General features: G+C 69.0%; 12 protein-coding genes, 1 rRNA gene and 1 pseudogene. 9 read left to right on the forward strand and 5 right to left on the reverse strand.

Going from position 1 to position 17,131, the window contains the following annotated elements; translation table 11 throughout:
- Positions 1-65, reverse strand: a 23S ribosomal RNA gene (locus tag ABS52_18005); the annotation flags it as partial.
- A gap of 445 nt (positions 66-510) precedes the next feature.
- On the opposite strand from ABS52_18005, the gene ABS52_18010 reads away from it, so the two are divergent.
- Together ABS52_18010 and ABS52_18015 are read left to right on the forward strand one after the other, a co-directional pair.
- Positions 511-1,674: a hypothetical protein gene (locus ABS52_18010; GenBank protein ID ODT00711.1), complete on the forward strand. Its 1,164-nt coding sequence runs from the start codon at positions 511-513 to the stop codon at positions 1,672-1,674.
- A gap of 240 nt (positions 1,675-1,914) precedes the next feature.
- On the forward strand, positions 1,915-3,780 hold the full coding sequence (locus tag ABS52_18015; protein ODT00721.1) for a gamma-glutamyltransferase: 1,866 nt from the start codon (positions 1,915-1,917) through the stop codon (positions 3,778-3,780).
- A gap of 52 nt (positions 3,781-3,832) precedes the next feature.
- On the opposite strand, the gene ABS52_18020 is transcribed toward ABS52_18015, so the two are convergent.
- Both ABS52_18020 and ABS52_18025 read right to left on the reverse strand, forming a co-directional pair.
- Entirely contained in the window at positions 3,833-4,627 is a 795-nt protein-coding gene (locus ABS52_18020; GenBank protein ODT00712.1) for a hypothetical protein, read from the reverse strand.
- A 9-nt stretch (positions 4,628-4,636) separates the two neighbouring features.
- Complete coding sequence (locus ABS52_18025; GenBank protein ODT00713.1) at positions 4,637-5,566, reverse strand: hypothetical protein; 930 nt, start codon at positions 5,564-5,566, stop codon at positions 4,637-4,639.
- Between the two features lie 225 nt (positions 5,567-5,791).
- Here ABS52_18025 and ABS52_18030 point away from each other — a divergent pair, with 225 nt between their 5' ends.
- The 7 genes from ABS52_18030 (at position 5,792) to ABS52_18060 (ending at position 15,472) form a co-directional block, all read left to right on the forward strand.
- Positions 5,792-6,565: a hypothetical protein gene (locus ABS52_18030; GenBank protein ID ODT00714.1), complete on the forward strand. Its 774-nt coding sequence runs from the start codon at positions 5,792-5,794 to the stop codon at positions 6,563-6,565.
- A 1,403-nt stretch (positions 6,566-7,968) separates the two neighbouring features.
- Positions 7,969-10,968 (forward strand): formate dehydrogenase subunit alpha, encoded by a 3,000-nt coding sequence (locus tag ABS52_18035; GenBank protein ID ODT00715.1) that lies wholly within the window; start codon positions 7,969-7,971, stop codon positions 10,966-10,968.
- 44 nt (positions 10,969-11,012) lie between these two features.
- Positions 11,013-11,804: a hypothetical protein gene (locus ABS52_18040; GenBank protein ID ODT00716.1), complete on the forward strand. Its 792-nt coding sequence runs from the start codon at positions 11,013-11,015 to the stop codon at positions 11,802-11,804.
- Positions 11,805-11,965: 161 nt separating this feature from the next.
- Entirely contained in the window at positions 11,966-12,994 is a 1,029-nt protein-coding gene (locus ABS52_18045; protein ID ODT00717.1) for an L-threonine 3-dehydrogenase, read from the forward strand.
- Positions 12,995-13,055: 61 nt separating this feature from the next.
- Positions 13,056-14,255 (forward strand): glycine C-acetyltransferase, encoded by a 1,200-nt coding sequence (locus ABS52_18050; protein ID ODT00722.1) that lies wholly within the window; start codon positions 13,056-13,058, stop codon positions 14,253-14,255.
- 180 nt (positions 14,256-14,435) lie between these two features.
- A complete protein-coding gene (locus ABS52_18055; protein ODT00718.1) occupies positions 14,436-14,666 on the forward strand; it encodes a hypothetical protein in 231 nt (76 codons plus the stop codon).
- Positions 14,667-14,797: 131 nt separating this feature from the next.
- The gene (locus ABS52_18060) at positions 14,798-15,472 is read left to right on the forward strand and encodes a hypothetical protein (GenBank protein ODT00719.1); all 675 of its coding nucleotides are present in this window, start codon (positions 14,798-14,800) and stop codon (positions 15,470-15,472) included.
- A gap of 77 nt (positions 15,473-15,549) precedes the next feature.
- Here ABS52_18060 and ABS52_18065 read toward each other — a convergent pair whose 3' ends face one another.
- Positions 15,550-16,149: a hypothetical protein gene (locus ABS52_18065; GenBank protein ODT00720.1), complete on the reverse strand. Its 600-nt coding sequence runs from the start codon at positions 16,147-16,149 to the stop codon at positions 15,550-15,552.
- 89 nt (positions 16,150-16,238) lie between these two features.
- Positions 16,239-17,131 (reverse strand): annotated as a pseudogene (locus ABS52_18070) (hypothetical protein).

Raw genomic sequence — 17,131 nt, forward strand, 5'->3', positions numbered from 1 at the left:
CTTACCACGGCCTTCATCGCCTCTGTGTACCCAGGCATCCCCCACATGCTTTCGCTCGCTTGACCCCTTCTTCGTCAAGCAGAGCACGCGCGATCTACTACTCTTTGTGATCAAGCAATCTCTTCACCGCCGAAACGCTCGCGCGTCCCGACAGCAATAAGGATTCACTTCCCACGATCTTCCCTGACCTTCGCTTTTCAATCAGCAACCGGCGGCAACCGCACGGTGTCCATTCGAGCATCAACAACCATCCGTCCCCCCGCGACCGCTCGCGCGAATCCACGGTGCCGTAACACGCGCCGAAGCGCGATCACGTGCTGGTGACGAAAGGGGGCGTATAGTACATAGCTCCGAGGCGCAGTTCAACCCCCACTCGCCCGACACGCGACGAGAATTCCGCTAATACAACGACTGCGCCCCGCCGACTCCTCGCCCCCCTCCCGCTCCTCCCTCCCCTGCCCTCGGACAGCGCGCCCCCAGCACCGCTCCGCTACCTTGGGGGCCATGGCCATGGACCTCGCAGTCGTCTCCGCCCGCGGCGCCGCCCGCTGGCGACGCGCCCACCCGTGGATCTTCAAGAGCGACGTCGTCCGCTTCCCGAACGCCCCGGCGGGAGCCGTGCGTGTCGAGGACCCTCGCGGACGCCCCATCGGCGTCGCCCTCTGGTCCCCCACCTCGGAAATCTCCCTTCGTCTCGTCGACCGCGAGACGCCGGCCCAGCTCGACGAGCAGTGGTGGCATGATCGCCTGGCGCGCGCCGTCTCCCGGCGCGACGACCTCCTGCGGCACAGCTCGGCGTTCCGTCTCGTCCATGGCGAAGGCGACGCCCTCCCGTCGCTCGTCTGCGACCGCTACGACCGCTGGCTGGTCGTCCAGCTACTGAGCGCCGGGCTCGAGGCGTTCCGGGAGGAGATCGTCGCCGCGCTGGTCCGTCTCACCGGGTGCCGGGGTGTCCTGGCCCGGAACGACGCCGGGGTGCGCGATCGGGAAGGGCTCTCCCGCGAGACCACCCTCCTGTTCGGCGACGTCCCGCGCGAGATCGAGGTCCACGAGCATGGCGTGAAGTACCTCGCCGCCCCCTGGACCGGCCAGAAGACGGGTGCCTTCCTCGACCAGCGGGAGAACCGGCACCGCATCGGCCAGCTGGCCCGCGGTCGCGCGCTCGACTGCTTCGCCTACCACGGCTCGTTCGCGCTGCATCTGGCGGCGAACGCCTCGAGCGTCGTCGCCCTCGACTCGTCAGGCGCGGCGCTCGAGCGCGCCCGCGAGAACGCCGCACGCAACGGCCGCACCAACATCACCTTCGTCGAGGCCGACGTCTTCGATGACCTCCGCGAGCGCGAGCGCGCCGGCGAACGCTTCGACACCATCGTCGTCGACCCCCCCGCCTTCGCCAAGAACCGCCCCTCCCTCCCCGCCGCCCTCCGCGGCTACCACGACATCAACCTCCGCGCCCTGCGCCTCCTGGCCCCCGGCGGCATCCTGTTCACCGCCAGCTGCAGCTACCACCTCGGCAAGCCGCTCTTCCTGGAGATGCTCGAAGGCGCCGCCGCCGACAGCGCCCGCCCCATCGCCCTCCGCGAGCTCTGCAACCAACCCAGCGACCACCCCGAGATCCTCACCATCCCCGAGTCCGGCTACCTCAAGGGCGCGATCCTGGAGGCGATGGACTGAGAGGGGCAGAAGACGGGAAGACGAGAAGACGAGTGGACAGCGGGGGGGCGCGATCGCGCGTTCTCTCGGTAGCAAAGCCGCTCGACACGCGATCCCTTCACACGCGCCTCCTTCAGAGGCGATCCCTCCGCACACGCTCCTTCCCCTAACGCCGACGCCCCGATGTCCGCCACCCGCCCGCCCGACGTACGCCCCGCCGGCGTTCGGCCGTCCGCCCTTCGCGCTCGCCTCCTCCCGCGCCTGACGCTCGGCGTCGGCGCCGCCCTCGCGCTCGCCGCGCCGACGCTCACCGCACAACGCACCCAGAAGCCGCCGCTGCACGGACGCCACTGGGTCGCCGTCACGGGGAAGCCGCTGGCCGCCACCGCCGGTGCCACGATCTTCCAGAAAGGAGGCAACGCCATCGACGCCGCGTGCGCCATGCTCGCCGCGGTCACCACCATGTGGGACGTCCTGAGCTGGGGGGGCGAGACCCAGGCGCTCATCTATCATCCCGGACTCAAGAAGGTCATCGGGATCAACGCGCTCGGCGTCGCTCCCACTGGCGCGACCGCCGAGTTCTATCGCTCGCGCGGCATGAACACCCCGCCCGAGTTCGGGGCGCTCGCCGCCGTCACTCCGGGAACTCCGGGCGGGTTGATGACGATGCTGGCCGAATACGGGACGCTGTCGCTGGCCGACGTCCTGGCGCCCGCCATCCAGATGGCGGATGGATACCCCATCGACGCACAGACGGCGAACTCGATCGAGAACAACAAGGCGCGCCTCAAGCAATGGAAGTATTCGCGCGAGGTCATGCTCCCCCACCTCGGCGAAGCGCGCGAGGCGCCGGCGGCCGGCGAGATCTTCGCGCAGAAGGACCTGGCGACGACGCTGCGCAAGCTCGTGGAGGCGGAGCGGACGGCGCGGCGCCAGGGGAAGAGCCGGAAGGAGGCGATCTACGCGGCATACGACCGCTTCTACAAGGGCGACATCGCCGAGGAGATCGTGCGCGGCGTCCGTGAGGAGGGCGGGCTCTTCACGCGCGAGGACCTCGCGAACTGGAAGGTGAAGATCGAGGAGCCGCTGTCGACCAACTACCGCGGCATCGACGTCTACAAGCTGCAGCAGTGGACGCAGGGGCCCGCGCTGCTGCAGGCGCTCAACATCCTCGAGAACGCCGACCTCAAGTCGATGGGCTACAACTCGACGCGCTACATCCACACGGTATACCAGGCGATGTCGCTCGCCTTCGCCGACCGCGACTTCTACTACGGCGACCCGAGCTTTGCGCCTGACGAGCCGATGCCGGGGCTCCTCTCGAAGGAATACGCGAAGGCACGCTACGGGCAGATCCGTTGGGACCGCAACGACGCCACCATCAAGCCGGGCGATCCGTACCCGTACCAGGGCGGGACGAACCCCTTCCGCGAGCTACTGGACAAGTGGAGCGTGACGGGGGCACCGGCCGACATGCCGAAGAGCGGTCAGCAGGACCGCGTCGGGGACTCGCTCGGCGCCCTCACCTTCGACGAGGCGTTCTACTCGGGGACGACGTCGATCCAGGCGGCCGACACGTCGGGGTGGGTGATCTCGGTGACGCCGAGCGGGGGGTGGATCCCGGCGGTGATCGCGGGGCGCACCGGCGTGGGGTTGAGCCAGCGCGCGCAGAGCTTCGTGACGCACCCTGGCGACGGCCCCTTCAACGTGATTGCCCCCGGGAAGCGGCCCCGCGTGACGCTGACGCCGTCGCTCGCGCTCAAGGAAGGCCAGCCGTACCTGGCCTTCAGCGTCCAGGGGGGAGACTCCCAGGACCAGAACCTCCTGCAGTTCTTCCTCAACACCGTCGAGTTCGGGATGACGCCGCAGGAGGCGGCCGAGGCGGCGAACATCAACTCGTACCAGATGCGCTCCTCGTTCGGGGCGCACGAGTCGCGCCCGGGGCGGTTGCTCCTGGCGGAGTCGGTTCCCGACTGGACGCGCGCGGAGCTGCGCCGCATGGGATACACCCTGGAGTTCGAGCGCCTCACCTCGGGACCGATCACGGCCATCTGGCTCGACCGCAAGCACCGGACGTTCTGGGGCGCGGCGTCGAACCATGGCGAGGACTACGGGATCGCGTGGTAGGATGACGAACGGAGCGCCGGCGAGGCAGCGCGGGGTAGCGCGGCGTCGCCGGTCATCCCTTCTGGCAGCTGCGGCAGAAGTAGGTGCTGCGCCCTGCCTGCGTGAGCCGTGAGATGGGGGCACGACAACGTCGGCAGGGGCGTCCCTCGCGATCGTAGACGTTGAAGCGGACCGCGTCGCGCACCGCAGCGGCGCCGTGGTAGCGCTCGGGGTGCGCGAGCGCCTTGCGCATGGTGCGCTTGACGCCAGCCACGATGGCGGCGACCCGGTCGCTCGAGAGACGGTGCGCCGGGCGACGGGGATCGACGCGGGCGTACCAGAGCGCCTCGGACGCATAGATGTTCCCGATCCCGGCCACCACGCGCTGGTCGAGGAGAATCGGCTTGACGGGGGCGCGACGTCGCGCGAGGTGCGCGGCCAGCCATGCCGCGTCGAACTCCGGCGCGGTGGCCTCGGGGCCGAGGTCGGGGAGCGGGGATTCGCCCGCCGCGTGCACGGAGACGTGCGACAGCGCACGGGTGTCGACGAGGGCGAGCCGCGTCCCGTCGTCGAAGTCGAGGATGACGCGCGCGAACCGGTGCACGGGAGGCGCTGCCTCGCCCACCGACCAGTCACCCGTCATGCGGAAGTGCACGTGGATGGTGCGCCCGCTCGCCAGCTGGAAGAGCTGGTGCTTCCCGCAGCGGCGCACCTCGCGCACCACGTCTCCCGCGAGCGTCCGTGCGACGACATCGGGGAGGGTCCGCCGTTGCGAGGGGTGGCAGGATCGCACCTCTCGAATGCGCTTGCCCTGGCACGCGGCGCGGGCGATCCGCGCCGCGTATTCGACCTCGGGGAGCTCGGGCACGGCCGCTCGTCAGGCGGTGGCTTCCGCCTTCTTGCGCCAGTAGCGCGCGAAGCCGAACCACGACGAGCGGATCGTGTCGCGATCGATGTGCACGCCCTGCTCGGGGGTCAGCCCACTCCTCAGCCGGGCGAGTTCGGCATCGGCGAAGGCGTCGGCGCGCGCGTCATCGTGCTCGCCGGACGCGAGCGAGGCGCGTACCGCAAGGCTCCAGGAGATGATGCGATCCCAGAGGGCGTCGAGGTGGGCGACGACGTGGCGCACGGGGCCGAAGTGGGTGAGCAGCAGCGCGTCGGGCCCCCACGCGGCGATGCGGTCGAGGCTCGGCTTCCACGATTCGAGGTCGATGTCGGGCGGCGGCGCGGCGGGGAGGGCAGGCGTCCCATGCTGCGATGCCTCGCCCGCGACGTCGCCGACGAATGCCATTCCCGTCGACTCGTCGAGGTAGCAGAGGTGATGCCAGGCATGTCCCGGCGTGTAGGCGACCGTCAGGCGGCGCTCGCCGATGCGGAGGTGTTCGTCGCCGTGCAGCACCACGAGTTGCCCCTCGTCGACGTGCTCGAAGGCCCCCCAGAGGCGGGGCAAGTCGTCCTGGTAGATGCGGCGCGCGCTGTCGAGCAGGCGCGTGGGGTCGGCCATGTGCGGGGCGCCGCGGGCGTGCACGTACACCCGGAGCGCCGGGTTCTCGCGCGCGAGCGTCCCGGTGACGCCGGCGTGGTCCAGGTGGATGTGCGAGAGGAGCACGTGACGGAGGTCACCGGGCGCGGCGCCGAAGTCGCGGATCGCCTGGTCGAGTGCCTCACGACAGGACGAGGGGCCGGGATCGACGACGGCGAGTCCATCACGCGTCTCGACCAGGTAGGTGGCAATCGCCTCCGGACGCGCGAGGTGCAGGAGGTCGCCGCAGGCGATGCCATCGGCAACGTGGCGCAGTTCGGTCATGAGGGTGGGTGCATGACGAGTGGAACGGCAGTGGGAACGGCAGTGGGAACGGCAGTGGGGACAGCGTGCAGGGCGACCTGCCGGTGGAGCGATACGACGGGATACGCGCGCCGTGGACGCTGAATCGTCAGGCAGGCGCTGGAAAATCTAACGAGTGAATGGCGAAACCACTTGCGCGCCTTACGAGAGTCCGTAGGTTTGGGGCAGCCTAACAGGCGTGGGTGCATGGCGTCACAACCGCAGCGATCTCTCAAGCACGAGTACGAGATCTTCGTCGAGCAGGAGATCGAGAACTACAAGGACTCGATCCCCCGTTCAGCGATCCTCCGCATCGGCGACGAAGCGGTGGCCAACCTGCGGGCGGCGGAGCAGTTCGCGTTCGACGAACTCCTCATCTGGGACGAGGTGGACCGCATCATCCGGCGGCGGCTCCGCATTCCCACCTACGCGACGTGGCGGCGCCGCCGTCTCAAGCTCCTCGCCGAGTACCGCCGTCCCGAACGCTGGGGGCTCAGCGCAGACGCCCCGATCGTGCGGGAGATTCCCGCGGACGCCGAGGCCCACGTGCTGGTCGTCGGCGCCAGGGAGGAAGGTACCGCGATGTATCTCGTCGCCAATGGCTGCCAGGTGACGGCCGTCGAAGAGGACCCCGAGATCGTGGAGAAGGTCATGGCGGCCGCCGGGGTGGTCGGGTTGACGTCGCGGGTCAACGGATGCGTGAGCGGGCTCGAGGCATGGTATCCCGAGTCGCCCCTGCATGCGGTGGTCTGCTCCCCCGCTGCCTTCGAGCGCCTCACGACCGACCAGCGCGAGCGTGTGATCGAGATCCTCAAGAGCGCGACGCTCGATGGCGGCGTGCACCTGGTGCAGACGCTCGTCGCCGGCAACGCCGCGATCGAGCTGGACGAGCTGCGCGCCCGCTACCACGGATGGGACGTCTCGATCGTTCGCGACGAGAGCGCCGCGCGCACCTTCATGGCCCGGAAGCAGGTGGCCTGAGGGACCAGACGGTAGGGCGAATTTTCCGACACGGCGTGTCGGAACGCTACGTGTCGTTTTGCGACACAACAGCGAGCCCCCCAGTGTGAATTGCACTGCAAGTCACCTACAGTCAATGGCTTAGCGTGGCAGCACCCGATGGCACGGCTGCTGCCATAGTAGGTGCGTGCGAGGGGATCGACAGCGGCGCCTCGCGACCGGCCGCATTCGGCGAACCGTTCTCGCCGGCTGCGGCCGGATCCGCAATGCCCCGGGGGCGAGCCCCCAATTATCCGACGCACCACCCGGCGAATCGCAGGTGCGGCATGGCCGGGCGAGGCACCTACTATATGAAGGAGGGCGACGCATGGCAGAGCGAGGTCAGGGCGTCCAGGACGAGGAGCCGGTGGGAATCGTGATCTCGCGCGGAAGCCGGGACGAACCACCGCCACGGGTGTGGGCCTACGTGTGGGGACCGGTCCCCGACGACGATACCCCGCCGACGATCCACACCCGGGACGCGAAGTCGGCGATGGCCGCGTAACGGCATCCCGAGACCATCTCAACAACAAGAAAGCCGGCGCAATGGATCGCGCCGGCTTTCTTGTTGTTTCGGGACCTCGAAGAACTAGCGCTTCTTGGTCTTCTTGGCGGCCTTCTTCGCCGTCTTCTTCGCGGCCTTCTTGGCAGTCTTCTTCTTCGCAGCCATGAGAGTATCTCCTGGTCTGGTGTGGATCACCGGTCCGATCCCCCGGTGGATCGGTCGGCAGCAACCGGAGCATTCGCATCCGGCTGGTCCTTCGCGCCAAACCACGGCGCTATGTCGAAAACACCAACAGCCTTGAAAACAGCAGCAATCGTGTCGACGCGCGTTGCGCACTCCGTCAATGGACGACTTGACAACTCGGCGCGTTTCAACTCGCGACCAATCTACAATGCCCTACATCAACTCGTAAAGTTGCAGTTCGCGAATTTCGGAGGCAGCGTGCGCGCTGCACCTGCCGCCCCCCGTGGAAGTTCCACCTGGCGGATGCGGAGCGGGGGAGATGCTGATGGAGGAGTGCGTCGGCGCAGGGGGAGGCGAAACATCCCCGCTCGACGTCCGGCGCCGGAGGGCGTCCCGGGATGATCGGCGAAGTGGCCGCAAGCGATGCGTTGTGGAGGAACTCTCTTCGTGATGTTGCCACGCCGTGTCCTCGCGCGCACGCGATAGGTGCTGGACGCGAATATATGAACGCGCCGTCGGGCGCGCAATACAACCCCCTGGCGTGCGGCCGGCGACGGAGGGCGATCGCATCCTCGTTAGGCGGCCCATGCCGTCCGCCCCGGGATCAGCCCGGCCGCCCGGGACGCTGGACGCCCCGCCTCCCGGGCGGCATACTCCACCCGATCGGGCATCGCGCCCGCGCACCCGGATTGCCACCATGCCGATGCTCACCATCGACGGCCACGTCACCTCGTTCGCCCCCGGCGCCACCATCCTCGACGCCGCGCGCACGATGGGGATCGACGTCCCGACACTCTGCTGGTACCCCGCCCTTCCCACCGTCGGCAATTGCCGCATCTGCCTCGTCTCGGTGGAGGGCAACGCCAAGCTCGTCCCCGCCTGCGCCACGCAGGCCACCGACGGCATGGTCGTCACGACGGAATCGCAGGCCGCCGTGAAGAGCCGCCAGGGTGTGCTCGGCATGCTGCTCGAGCGCTATCCGACGGAGGAGATCCCCGCCGGCGGCTACCGCAACGAGTTCGAGGCGCTCGTTCGACGCTATGACGTCCCCACGACGCGACGCGCCGGACTCCCCCTCCGCACCGGCGACGAGCGCGACGGCGACCCAATCATCCAGCACGACATGTCCACCTGCATCCTGTGCACGCGCTGCGTACGGGCATGCGAGGACATCCAGGTCGTCGGCGTGCTCGACGTCGCGCATCGCGGTGACCAGGCCCAGATCATCGTGGGCGCCGACGGCAACCCCGAGCACGCCGGCTGCACGTGGTGCGGCGAGTGCGTGCGCGTGTGCCCCACTGGGGCGATCCACGACATCATCCCGATGGCCGTCCGGGCGGCGAACGGCCAGGTGGTCGACCGACCGGCGTCCAACGATATGCCTCCCATCGACCGGACGGTGCGCAGCGTCTGCCCGTATTGCGCCGTCGGTTGCCAGCTCGACCTGCAAGTGCGGGACGACAAGGTCATCCACGTGAAGTCCCCCTGGATCGAGGAAAACACGCCGAACAAGGGGTCGACGTGCGTGAAGGGGCGCTTCGGCACGGACTTCGTGCTGCACCGCGACCGGTTGACGACGCCGCTCGTCCGCCGCGGATGGATCAAGCGCGACGGGCGCTGGGTGTTCGACCCCACGCACGACAACGCACCCACCTGGCCGCGCCGCGGTGGGCCGTGGGATCTCATCAAGGACGAAGGGCTGAAGCCCAAGCGCGGACCACGCACGAACCCGCTCAAGCGCAGCCCCACGGGGCTCGCCTCACTCGGCGATCCGCGCGACCGCGTCGCCACCCCGTCGTCGTGGTACGAGCCGTTCCGGGAAGCCACGTGGGACGAGGCGATGGAGATCGTGGCGCAGGAGCTCGTCCGCCTGCGCGACGACCGCGGCCCGCAGTCCCTCGCCGTCTTCCAGTCGGCCAAGTGCAGCAACGAGGAGAATTACGTCCTCCAGCGGATGTTCCGGGCCGGGCTGGGGACGAACAACGTGGACCACTGCACGCGCCTCTGTCACTCCTCCTCGGTGAGCGCGATGCAGCGGGCGATGAACACCAGCGCGGCCTCCGGCTCGATGCGCGAAATCGAGCACGAGAGCGACGTCATCTTCCTCCTCGGCGCCAACACGACCGAATCGCACCCCGTCTTCGGCGCCGCGATCAAGCGCGCGCTCAAGCGAGGGGCAAAGCTCATCGTCTGCGACCCGCGCCGCATCGAGCTGGCGACCCGCGCCCACATCCACCTGCAGGCGCTCCCGGGGACCGATGTGGCCCTGATGAACGGAATGCTCCACCACATCCTGGCGATGGGGCTCGAGGATCGCGACTTCATCGCCGGGCGCACGCACGACTTCGACCGCGTGCGCTCGGCGGTGGCCCCGTACACCCCCGAGCGAGCGTCGCACATCACCGGGGTGAGCGCCGACCTCATTCGCGAGGCCGCCGAGCTGTACGCCCGTGGCCCCCGCTCGGCGACGCTGTGGGCCATGGGGCTCAGCCAGCACTCCACGGGGACCGACATCGTCACGTCGCTCCTCAACCTGATCCTCGCCACCGGGATGATCGGACGCTGGGGCGCAGCGATGATCCCGATCCGCGGGCAGAACAACGTGCAGGGCGCGAGCGACGTCGGGGCGATCCCGATGGTCTACACCGACTACCAGCCGGTGACCGATCCGGCCGTGCGTCACGTCTTCGCCCAGGCGTGGGGCGTCCCCGACGAGCGCATCCCGCTCACGGCCGGGCTCAAGGTCACGCAGATCGTGGACGAGTCGTCGCCGGTTCGCGGGATGTACATCATGGGAGAGAACCCGATCCTCTCCGATCCCGAGGTGGCACACGCCGAGCACTGGTTCCGCGGGCTGGAGTTCCTCGCGGTGCAGGACCTCTTCCTGACCGAGACGGCACGCTACGCGGACGTGGTGCTCCCAGGGTCATCGTTCGCGGAGAAGGATGGGACGTTCGTCAACACGGAGCGGCGCATCCAACTCTCGCGCGCGGCCGTCCCCCCGCCGGGGAAGTCCCGCCGCGACCTCGACATCCTCATCGAGCTGTCGAACAGGATCGGGCTGCCCACGCCGTTCCGTGACGCGGCCGAGGTGATGGACGAGATCGCGCGGGTCACGCCGTCGTGGCGCGGGGTCTCGCACGCGCGACTGGAGGACAACCGCGGCCTGCAGTACCCGGTGCACGACTCCGAGCACATGGGGACCGACTTCCTCTTTGCCGACGCGTTCCCGACGACGGACGGGAGGGCGACCTTCTACCCGGTGGAGTTCCTCCCTCCGGCCGAGCTACCGGACGAGGAGTTCCCGTTCCTGCTCAACACGGGGCGCCAGATGTACCACTGGCACACCGGGACGATGACCCGCCGCTCGTTCGCCCTCGATGCACGCGAATCGACGCCGATCGTGGAGCTCAACCCCGCGGACGCACGGGAACTCGGCGTCGGCGACGGTGAAGCGGTGCTGGTGTCGTCGCGTCGCGCGCAGATCAGCATCGCGGTGCGCCTGTCGGATCGCGTCGCCAGGCGGCAGGTGTTCATCCCGATGCACTACCGCGAAGCCGCCGCCAACCTGCTGACCAACCCCGCCCTCGACCCCTACGCCCACATCCCGGAGTTCAAGGTGTGCGCCGTGCGGGTGGTGAAGGGCGTGGGCAGTGAGCCGGCAATCGGTTCGTCTGCGGCGGCAGCGGCGCGATAGGCTCGTCTTCTCGTCTTCTCGTCTTCTCGTCTTCTCGTCTTCTCATGGATCTGGGTCTCAGGAACAGGATCGCCCTCGTCACCGGCGCCTCGAGCGGGCTCGGACTCGCCATTGCGAATGAACTGAGCCAGGAAGGGGCAAGCGTGGTGATGGTCGCCCGCCGCAGGGAGGAATTGGAACGGCATGCCGCCGAGATCTCGCAGCGCACCACCGGGCGGGTGGTGGCGATCGCCGCCGATGTCGGGGCCCCCGATGCGGCTGCAGCCATCGCGCAGGAGGTGGAAGCGACGCTTGGTCCGGTGGACATCCTGGTCGCCAACGCCGGGGGACCACCGTCCACGCTGTTCGAGTCGACGACGGAGGAGCAGTACCAGTCGGCGCTCAACCTCAACCTCATGGCATCGATCCGGCTGGCACGCGCGGTCGTCCCTGGGATGCGCGCGCGCCGGTGGGGACGGGTGCTCTTCCTGACGTCGATGGCGGCGAAGATGCCGATCCAGGGACTGATCCTGTCGAACACCGCTCGCGCCGGACTCCTGGGCTTCGCCAAGACGCTGGCCAACGAGGTCGCGAAGGACAACGTCCTCGTGAACACCGTGCTGCCGGGACACTTCGACACCGCGCGCGCGATCGAGCTCGCGCAGATGCGGGCGACGCGTGAACAGCGTCCGGTCGAGGAAGTTCTTGCCGTGCGCCAGGCCGGGATCCCGATGGGGCGATCAGGGGACCCGCGAGAGTTCGCGGCGGTCGTGACCTTCCTCGCCAGCGAGCGTGCATCGTTCGTGACCGGGACGGCGATCCAGGTCGACGGTGGGCAGATCTCGTCGCTGATATAGAGAAGACGAGAAGACGAGAAGACGAGAGGACGAGAGGGCGAGAACTGCTGGGTGCTTGATTGCGGGAGGAGGGGGCGGTTGATTCAGGGGTGCACGTGGGCGGAGGTGCAACGAGCCGCCCGCGCCTCGTCTCGCTTCCCGTCCTCTCGACCACCCCTACATTGCGCGCGCTCGTCAAGTCTTCGGCCGGTCCTGGCTTCACCCTCAAGGACGTCCCGGAACCCACCATTCGGGACGATGAAGTCCTCATCAGGGTGCGACGCGCGGGGGTGTGCGGCACCGACGTCCACATCCACGAGTGGGACGACTGGGCGAGCAACCGCTGCAAGCCGCCCTTCACGGTGGGGCACGAGTTCGCGGGCGACGTGGTGCAGGTGGGGTCGCTGGTTCGCGACGTCGCCATCGGTGACCGCGTCACCGCCGAGGGGCACATCGTCTGCGGGCGGTGCCACCTGTGCCGAACGGGCAATTCGCACGTCTGCCCCAACACCCGGATCATCGGCGTGGATCGCGACGGCTGCTTCGCCGACTACATCGCGATGCCGGCGACGAACGTCTGGCACCTGGACGCCAACATCCCCTACGAGATCGGCGGAATCCACGACCCGATGGGGAACGCCTTCCACACCGCGTTGCACGGGACCGAGATCCCGGGGGCGACGGTGCTGGTGACGGGATGCGGGCCGATCGGAATTTTCGCGGTGGGGATCTGCGCCGCCGCCGGCGCGTCGCGCGTGATCGCGAGCGACGTGAACCCGCGCCGCCTGGCGCTGGCCAAGGCCGCCGGGGCGCACGACGCCGTGCACCCCTCCGAGGTCGAGGCGACCGTGAAGCGGGCGACCGAGGGGCTGGGGGTGGACGTGGTGCTCGAGATGAGCGGCGTCCCCGCGGCGATCCACCAGGCCTTCAAGGAAGTGCGGCTGGGCGGGCGAGTGCAGATGCTCGGGATTCCGGCCAGGCCGATGGAGGTCAACTTCGCGACGGAGATCATCTTCAAGGGGATCACCGTCTACGGGGTGATCGGGCGGCGGATGTACGACACGTGGATCCAGATGTCGCAGTTCCTGCGTTCGGGGAAGTTCGACCCCACCCCGGTCATCACGCACCGTTTCCCGCTGGAGCAGTACGACGAGGCCATCCACGCGATCAAGAGCGGGGATGCGGGGAAGGTCGTGTTCGAAATCAGTTGAGAGAAGACGAGAAGACGAGAAGACGAGAAGACGAGAAGACGAGACAGCCACCACCGACATGCTGAACGCATCATTCACCGCCGATCTTCAGGCGCGACTCGACAAGCTCAAGGCCGACAAGGTCTACAAGACGCTCAACTACCTGGACTCGCCGCAGTCGGCGTGGGTGGAAATGGAGGGGCGCGGGCGGATCCTCATCCTCTCGTCCAACAACTACCTCGGGCTGTGCGACGAGCCGAGCGTGGTGCAGGCGGGGATCGACGGACTGCGGAAATACGGGGCGGGGACCGGGAGCGTCCGGTTCATCTGCGGCACGTTCACCGTGCACCGCGAGCTGGAGCAGGCGCTGGCCCGCTTCGTCGGGACGGAGGCGTCGATGAGCTACGTCTCGGCATGGAACGCCAACGAGGGGCTCACCGCGACGGTCGTGGAGGAGGGCGACTTCGTCATCTCCGACGAGCTGAATCACGCGTCGATCATCGACTCGATCCGCCTGGCCAAGGCGATCACGAAGTGCACGACCGCCGTGTACAAGCACTCGAACATGGACGACCTGGTCGCCAAGCTCGAGGCCAACAAGGGGGCCAAGCGCAAGCTGATCTGGACCGACGGCGTCTTCTCCATGGAGGGGAGCATCGCCAGGCTCCCGGACATCCTGGAGGTCGCGCGGAAGTACGACGCGGTGGTCCTCATGGATGACAGCCACGCGACCGGCGTCCTGGGGAAGCACGGGCGCGGCACGGCCGAGCACTGGGGGGTCCTGGGCGAGGTGGACGTGATCACGTCGACGTTAGGCAAGGCGGTGGGCGGGGCGGCCGGCGGCTTCGTGGCCGGCTCGGCGGCGCTGTGCGACATGCTCACGCAGCGTTCGCGCCCGCAGCTCTTCTCCAATGCCCTGCCCCCCACCGTTGCCGCGAGCGCGCTGCAGGCGGTGCGGGTGATGGAGGCGCAGCCCGAGCGCGTCCAGAAGCTGCGCGACAACGCGCGCTACTTCCGCGAGCAGATCATCGAGGCGGGGTTCAAGCCGCTGCCCGGGGAGACGCCGATCGTCCCGATCATCATCGGCGAGACGGCGGCGGCGATCCAGGTGAGCGAGATGATGCTCGCGGAAGGCGTGTTCGTGACCGGTTTCGGCTTCCCGGTGGTGCCGCACGGGACGGCGCGGGTGCGCTGCCAGATCTCGGCGTCGCACTCGAGGGATGACATCGACTTCGCGGTGCGGGCGTTCAGGAAGGTGGGGGGGAAGCTGGGACTGGTTTGAGACGGGAGCGCGCGACGCCCACCCCTGGGCGGGTTCGCCCCGCTCTCGCCAACATGGAAAGAGCAGCCCAGCGGCGTCGGCGGCGCGCTTGCGTGGCGCCCGCCGCTGGATGTGATCCCGCGCACCGAGCGACTGTCGCGGCTGCCACGAATCGCCCTGTACGCGCCGCGGACGGCAGCAATGAACGAACGCTGGAGGCGGCGGCGGTTCGACCCGTACGACGTGCCCTACATCACGCCCACGCATTCTCTCGTCAGGCGCGGCCGGCTGCGTGACCAGTTCGACGTCGTCCTCGTCCCTGACATGAGCTTATGGGAGGCGCGAGGCGGCATGGCTGCCACCGCGGTTCCCACCGCGTACGCCGGTCGGCGTGGCGACGCGGACTCGCGGGGCGCGGGCGCGGCCGAGTGAGCACGTTCGGCTGTCGCCCGCAGGACCGCGGGCAGTCGTAGGCACGTTCAAGCTGCTGTTCAACGCGCTGCTCGCCGGAGGGACGCCCGGGCGGCGCTGACTCCCACTCCGGCGTTTCCCGAGGTCTGCGTATGCGTATCGCTCGCACGTTCCGTCTGGCCCTGGCCGCCGCCACCGTGATCCCCACGATGGCGATCGCGCAGGCGTCGAACGCTCCCCGCACCTTCAACGACTCGTGGTTCTGGGGAATCAAGGGCGGATCGACCATGTTCACCACTGGCGCGGACGGGAACTCCAAGGTCACGGCCCCCAGCGTCGGCGGCGAATGGCTCATCACCCGCACGCACATCGGGCTCTACCTCTCGATGGACCAGTCCTTCTTCGACGAGACCGCCGGAGTGTTCGACGCCTCCTCGGTGGGATCGGTCCGCCCGGTGAGCATCAGCGACCTCCGGCGCTACAGTGCGGCGGTCTACTTCTTCCCATTCAAGACCACCACGGTTCGCCCCTACGCCGGACTCGGCCTGGCCATCAACGTGATCCAGAACGCCGAGCCGCAGGGGACGTACGGGAGCGTCGAGGCGCAGGATTCCGTGTTCGCGGCGGTGGATGAGCAGAGCAGCCGCGTGTCGTCCGTCTTCACGCTCGGCGCACAGGCCCAGATCGTCGACCGCGTCTCGTTCTTCGCGCAGGCGTCGACGATGCCGACGCGCCGCAACTTCCTCATCAACGGCGCGGCGAACACGTACGTCCTCGAGGCGGGGTTGCGCTTCAACCTCCTCGGCGCCATCGACAAGCTGCACTAGGCCTTCCTGCCTGGTGCGATCCGCTGGAGCCGGCTCCCCGGTCGGGGGGCCGGCTCCCGTTGCGTACGGCCCAGCGCCTAACGAATCCCGTGGCCGCGCAGCCACGCGGCGGCCTCGTCCAGCGTCAGCCGCGGCAGCTGTCCCGGGGTGCGCGACACGTGCGGATCCCCAGCCACGCAGAACCGGAGCGGCCATTCCGCAGCCTGGGTGATGCCGATGCGCGGGGTGACGAGCACGAGCCCATCGGGGACCGGGAGGCCGGGGCGCAGCCGGAGGGGGCCGCGATCGAGGCGCACGCCGTCATGCGCCCCGCTGATGCCTAACGCCTGACAGAGCTTTCCCGGTCCGTTGGCGAGCTCGCGATCGGGGACGTCGCCGCGCCGCTGCCGCATCGCGGCGATTCCCTCGAGCGGCGCGAGCGCCCGCAGCAGGACCGCACTTCCGTGCCCCTCTTCACGGGTGACGGCATTCACGCACCAGTGAAGCCCGTAAATCCGATAGACGTAGGCAATCCCCGGCGGGCCGTGAAGGTGGCGGTTGCGCGGGGTGAGCCCGACCGCGGCGTGGCACGCGGCGTCGTGCGCCCCGAGGTACGCTTCCACCTCCACGATGCGCCCGCGCGTCACCACGCCATCGGCGCGGCACTCGAGCACCGCCCCCAGGAGGTCACGCGCCACATCGGCCGTCGCCCGATCGTAGAATGCCGGGGGATACGGCGTGGCGAGACGAGAACGCCGCGCTCGAGGCGCGGCGTTCGAACGGCGTGTCACGTTGCGGCGGCCGTCTTGGCCTTCGCCCCGCGTCCTCCGCGCCCGGGCTTCTTCCCCCCGCCGTCACTCCCCTTGGCTGCCTTCGGCTGCCCGGGTGCCTTGGCCTCCTTGGCCTCCGTGGCCTCCGTGGCCTGCTTGGCCTGCTTGGCCTGCTTGGCCTGCTTGGCGGGCGGGCGTCCCCCCTTCACGGCGTCCTTTGCCGGGGCCTTGGCCGCTTCGGGCTTGGCGGCTTCGGGCTTGGCGGCTTCGGGCTTGGCGGCTTCGGGCTTGGTAGCTTCGGCCTTCGGCTTTCCGCCACGACCACGGCGCCCCCGGGTCTCCTTGGCAACCGGTGCCTGCTCGTCCGCTGCGACGGCGGGAGCGGAAGATCTTTCGGCGACGGGTGCAGGGACGTCGTCGACCACGCCGACGAGCAGCAGCTCCGGCGGCGGGCCGGCGGGGACGCGAGCGCGCCCACCACGCGACGGGGCCCCTCGCGGCCCCATCCCGCGCGGTGCAGCTGGCGCGGCAGGCGCCGCCGTGGCCGCCGCGTGCGCGGCCGCGGCTCGATTCAGCTGCTCCGACACCGGCGCGACCTCGGCCGGGAGTGACACTTCGAAGTCGTTGCCGCGCCGGCGAAGGTCGATGACCTCCTGGTCGTGCGCGTCCTTCAGGATGCGCTCGAAGTTCCGCTCGCTCAGGCTCTCGCTGTCACGCCCGAGCAGATCGAAGGCCTTGGCACGTACCGCACGCGCGGGAGCTGCGGCGTCGCCGGTGATGAGCGCCGTCGTTGCCTGCTTGACCAGGTCGAACGCTTCCTGGCGAGTGAGCCGCTCGCCAGCGCGTCCAATCTCGTCACGTGACTCGACGCGCGACTCGACGCGCGACTCGACGCGCGACTCGACGCGTG

The sequence above is a fragment of the Gemmatimonadetes bacterium SCN 70-22 genome, assembly GCA_001724275.1.
GTDB lineage: Bacteria > Gemmatimonadota > Gemmatimonadetes > Gemmatimonadales > Gemmatimonadaceae > SCN-70-22.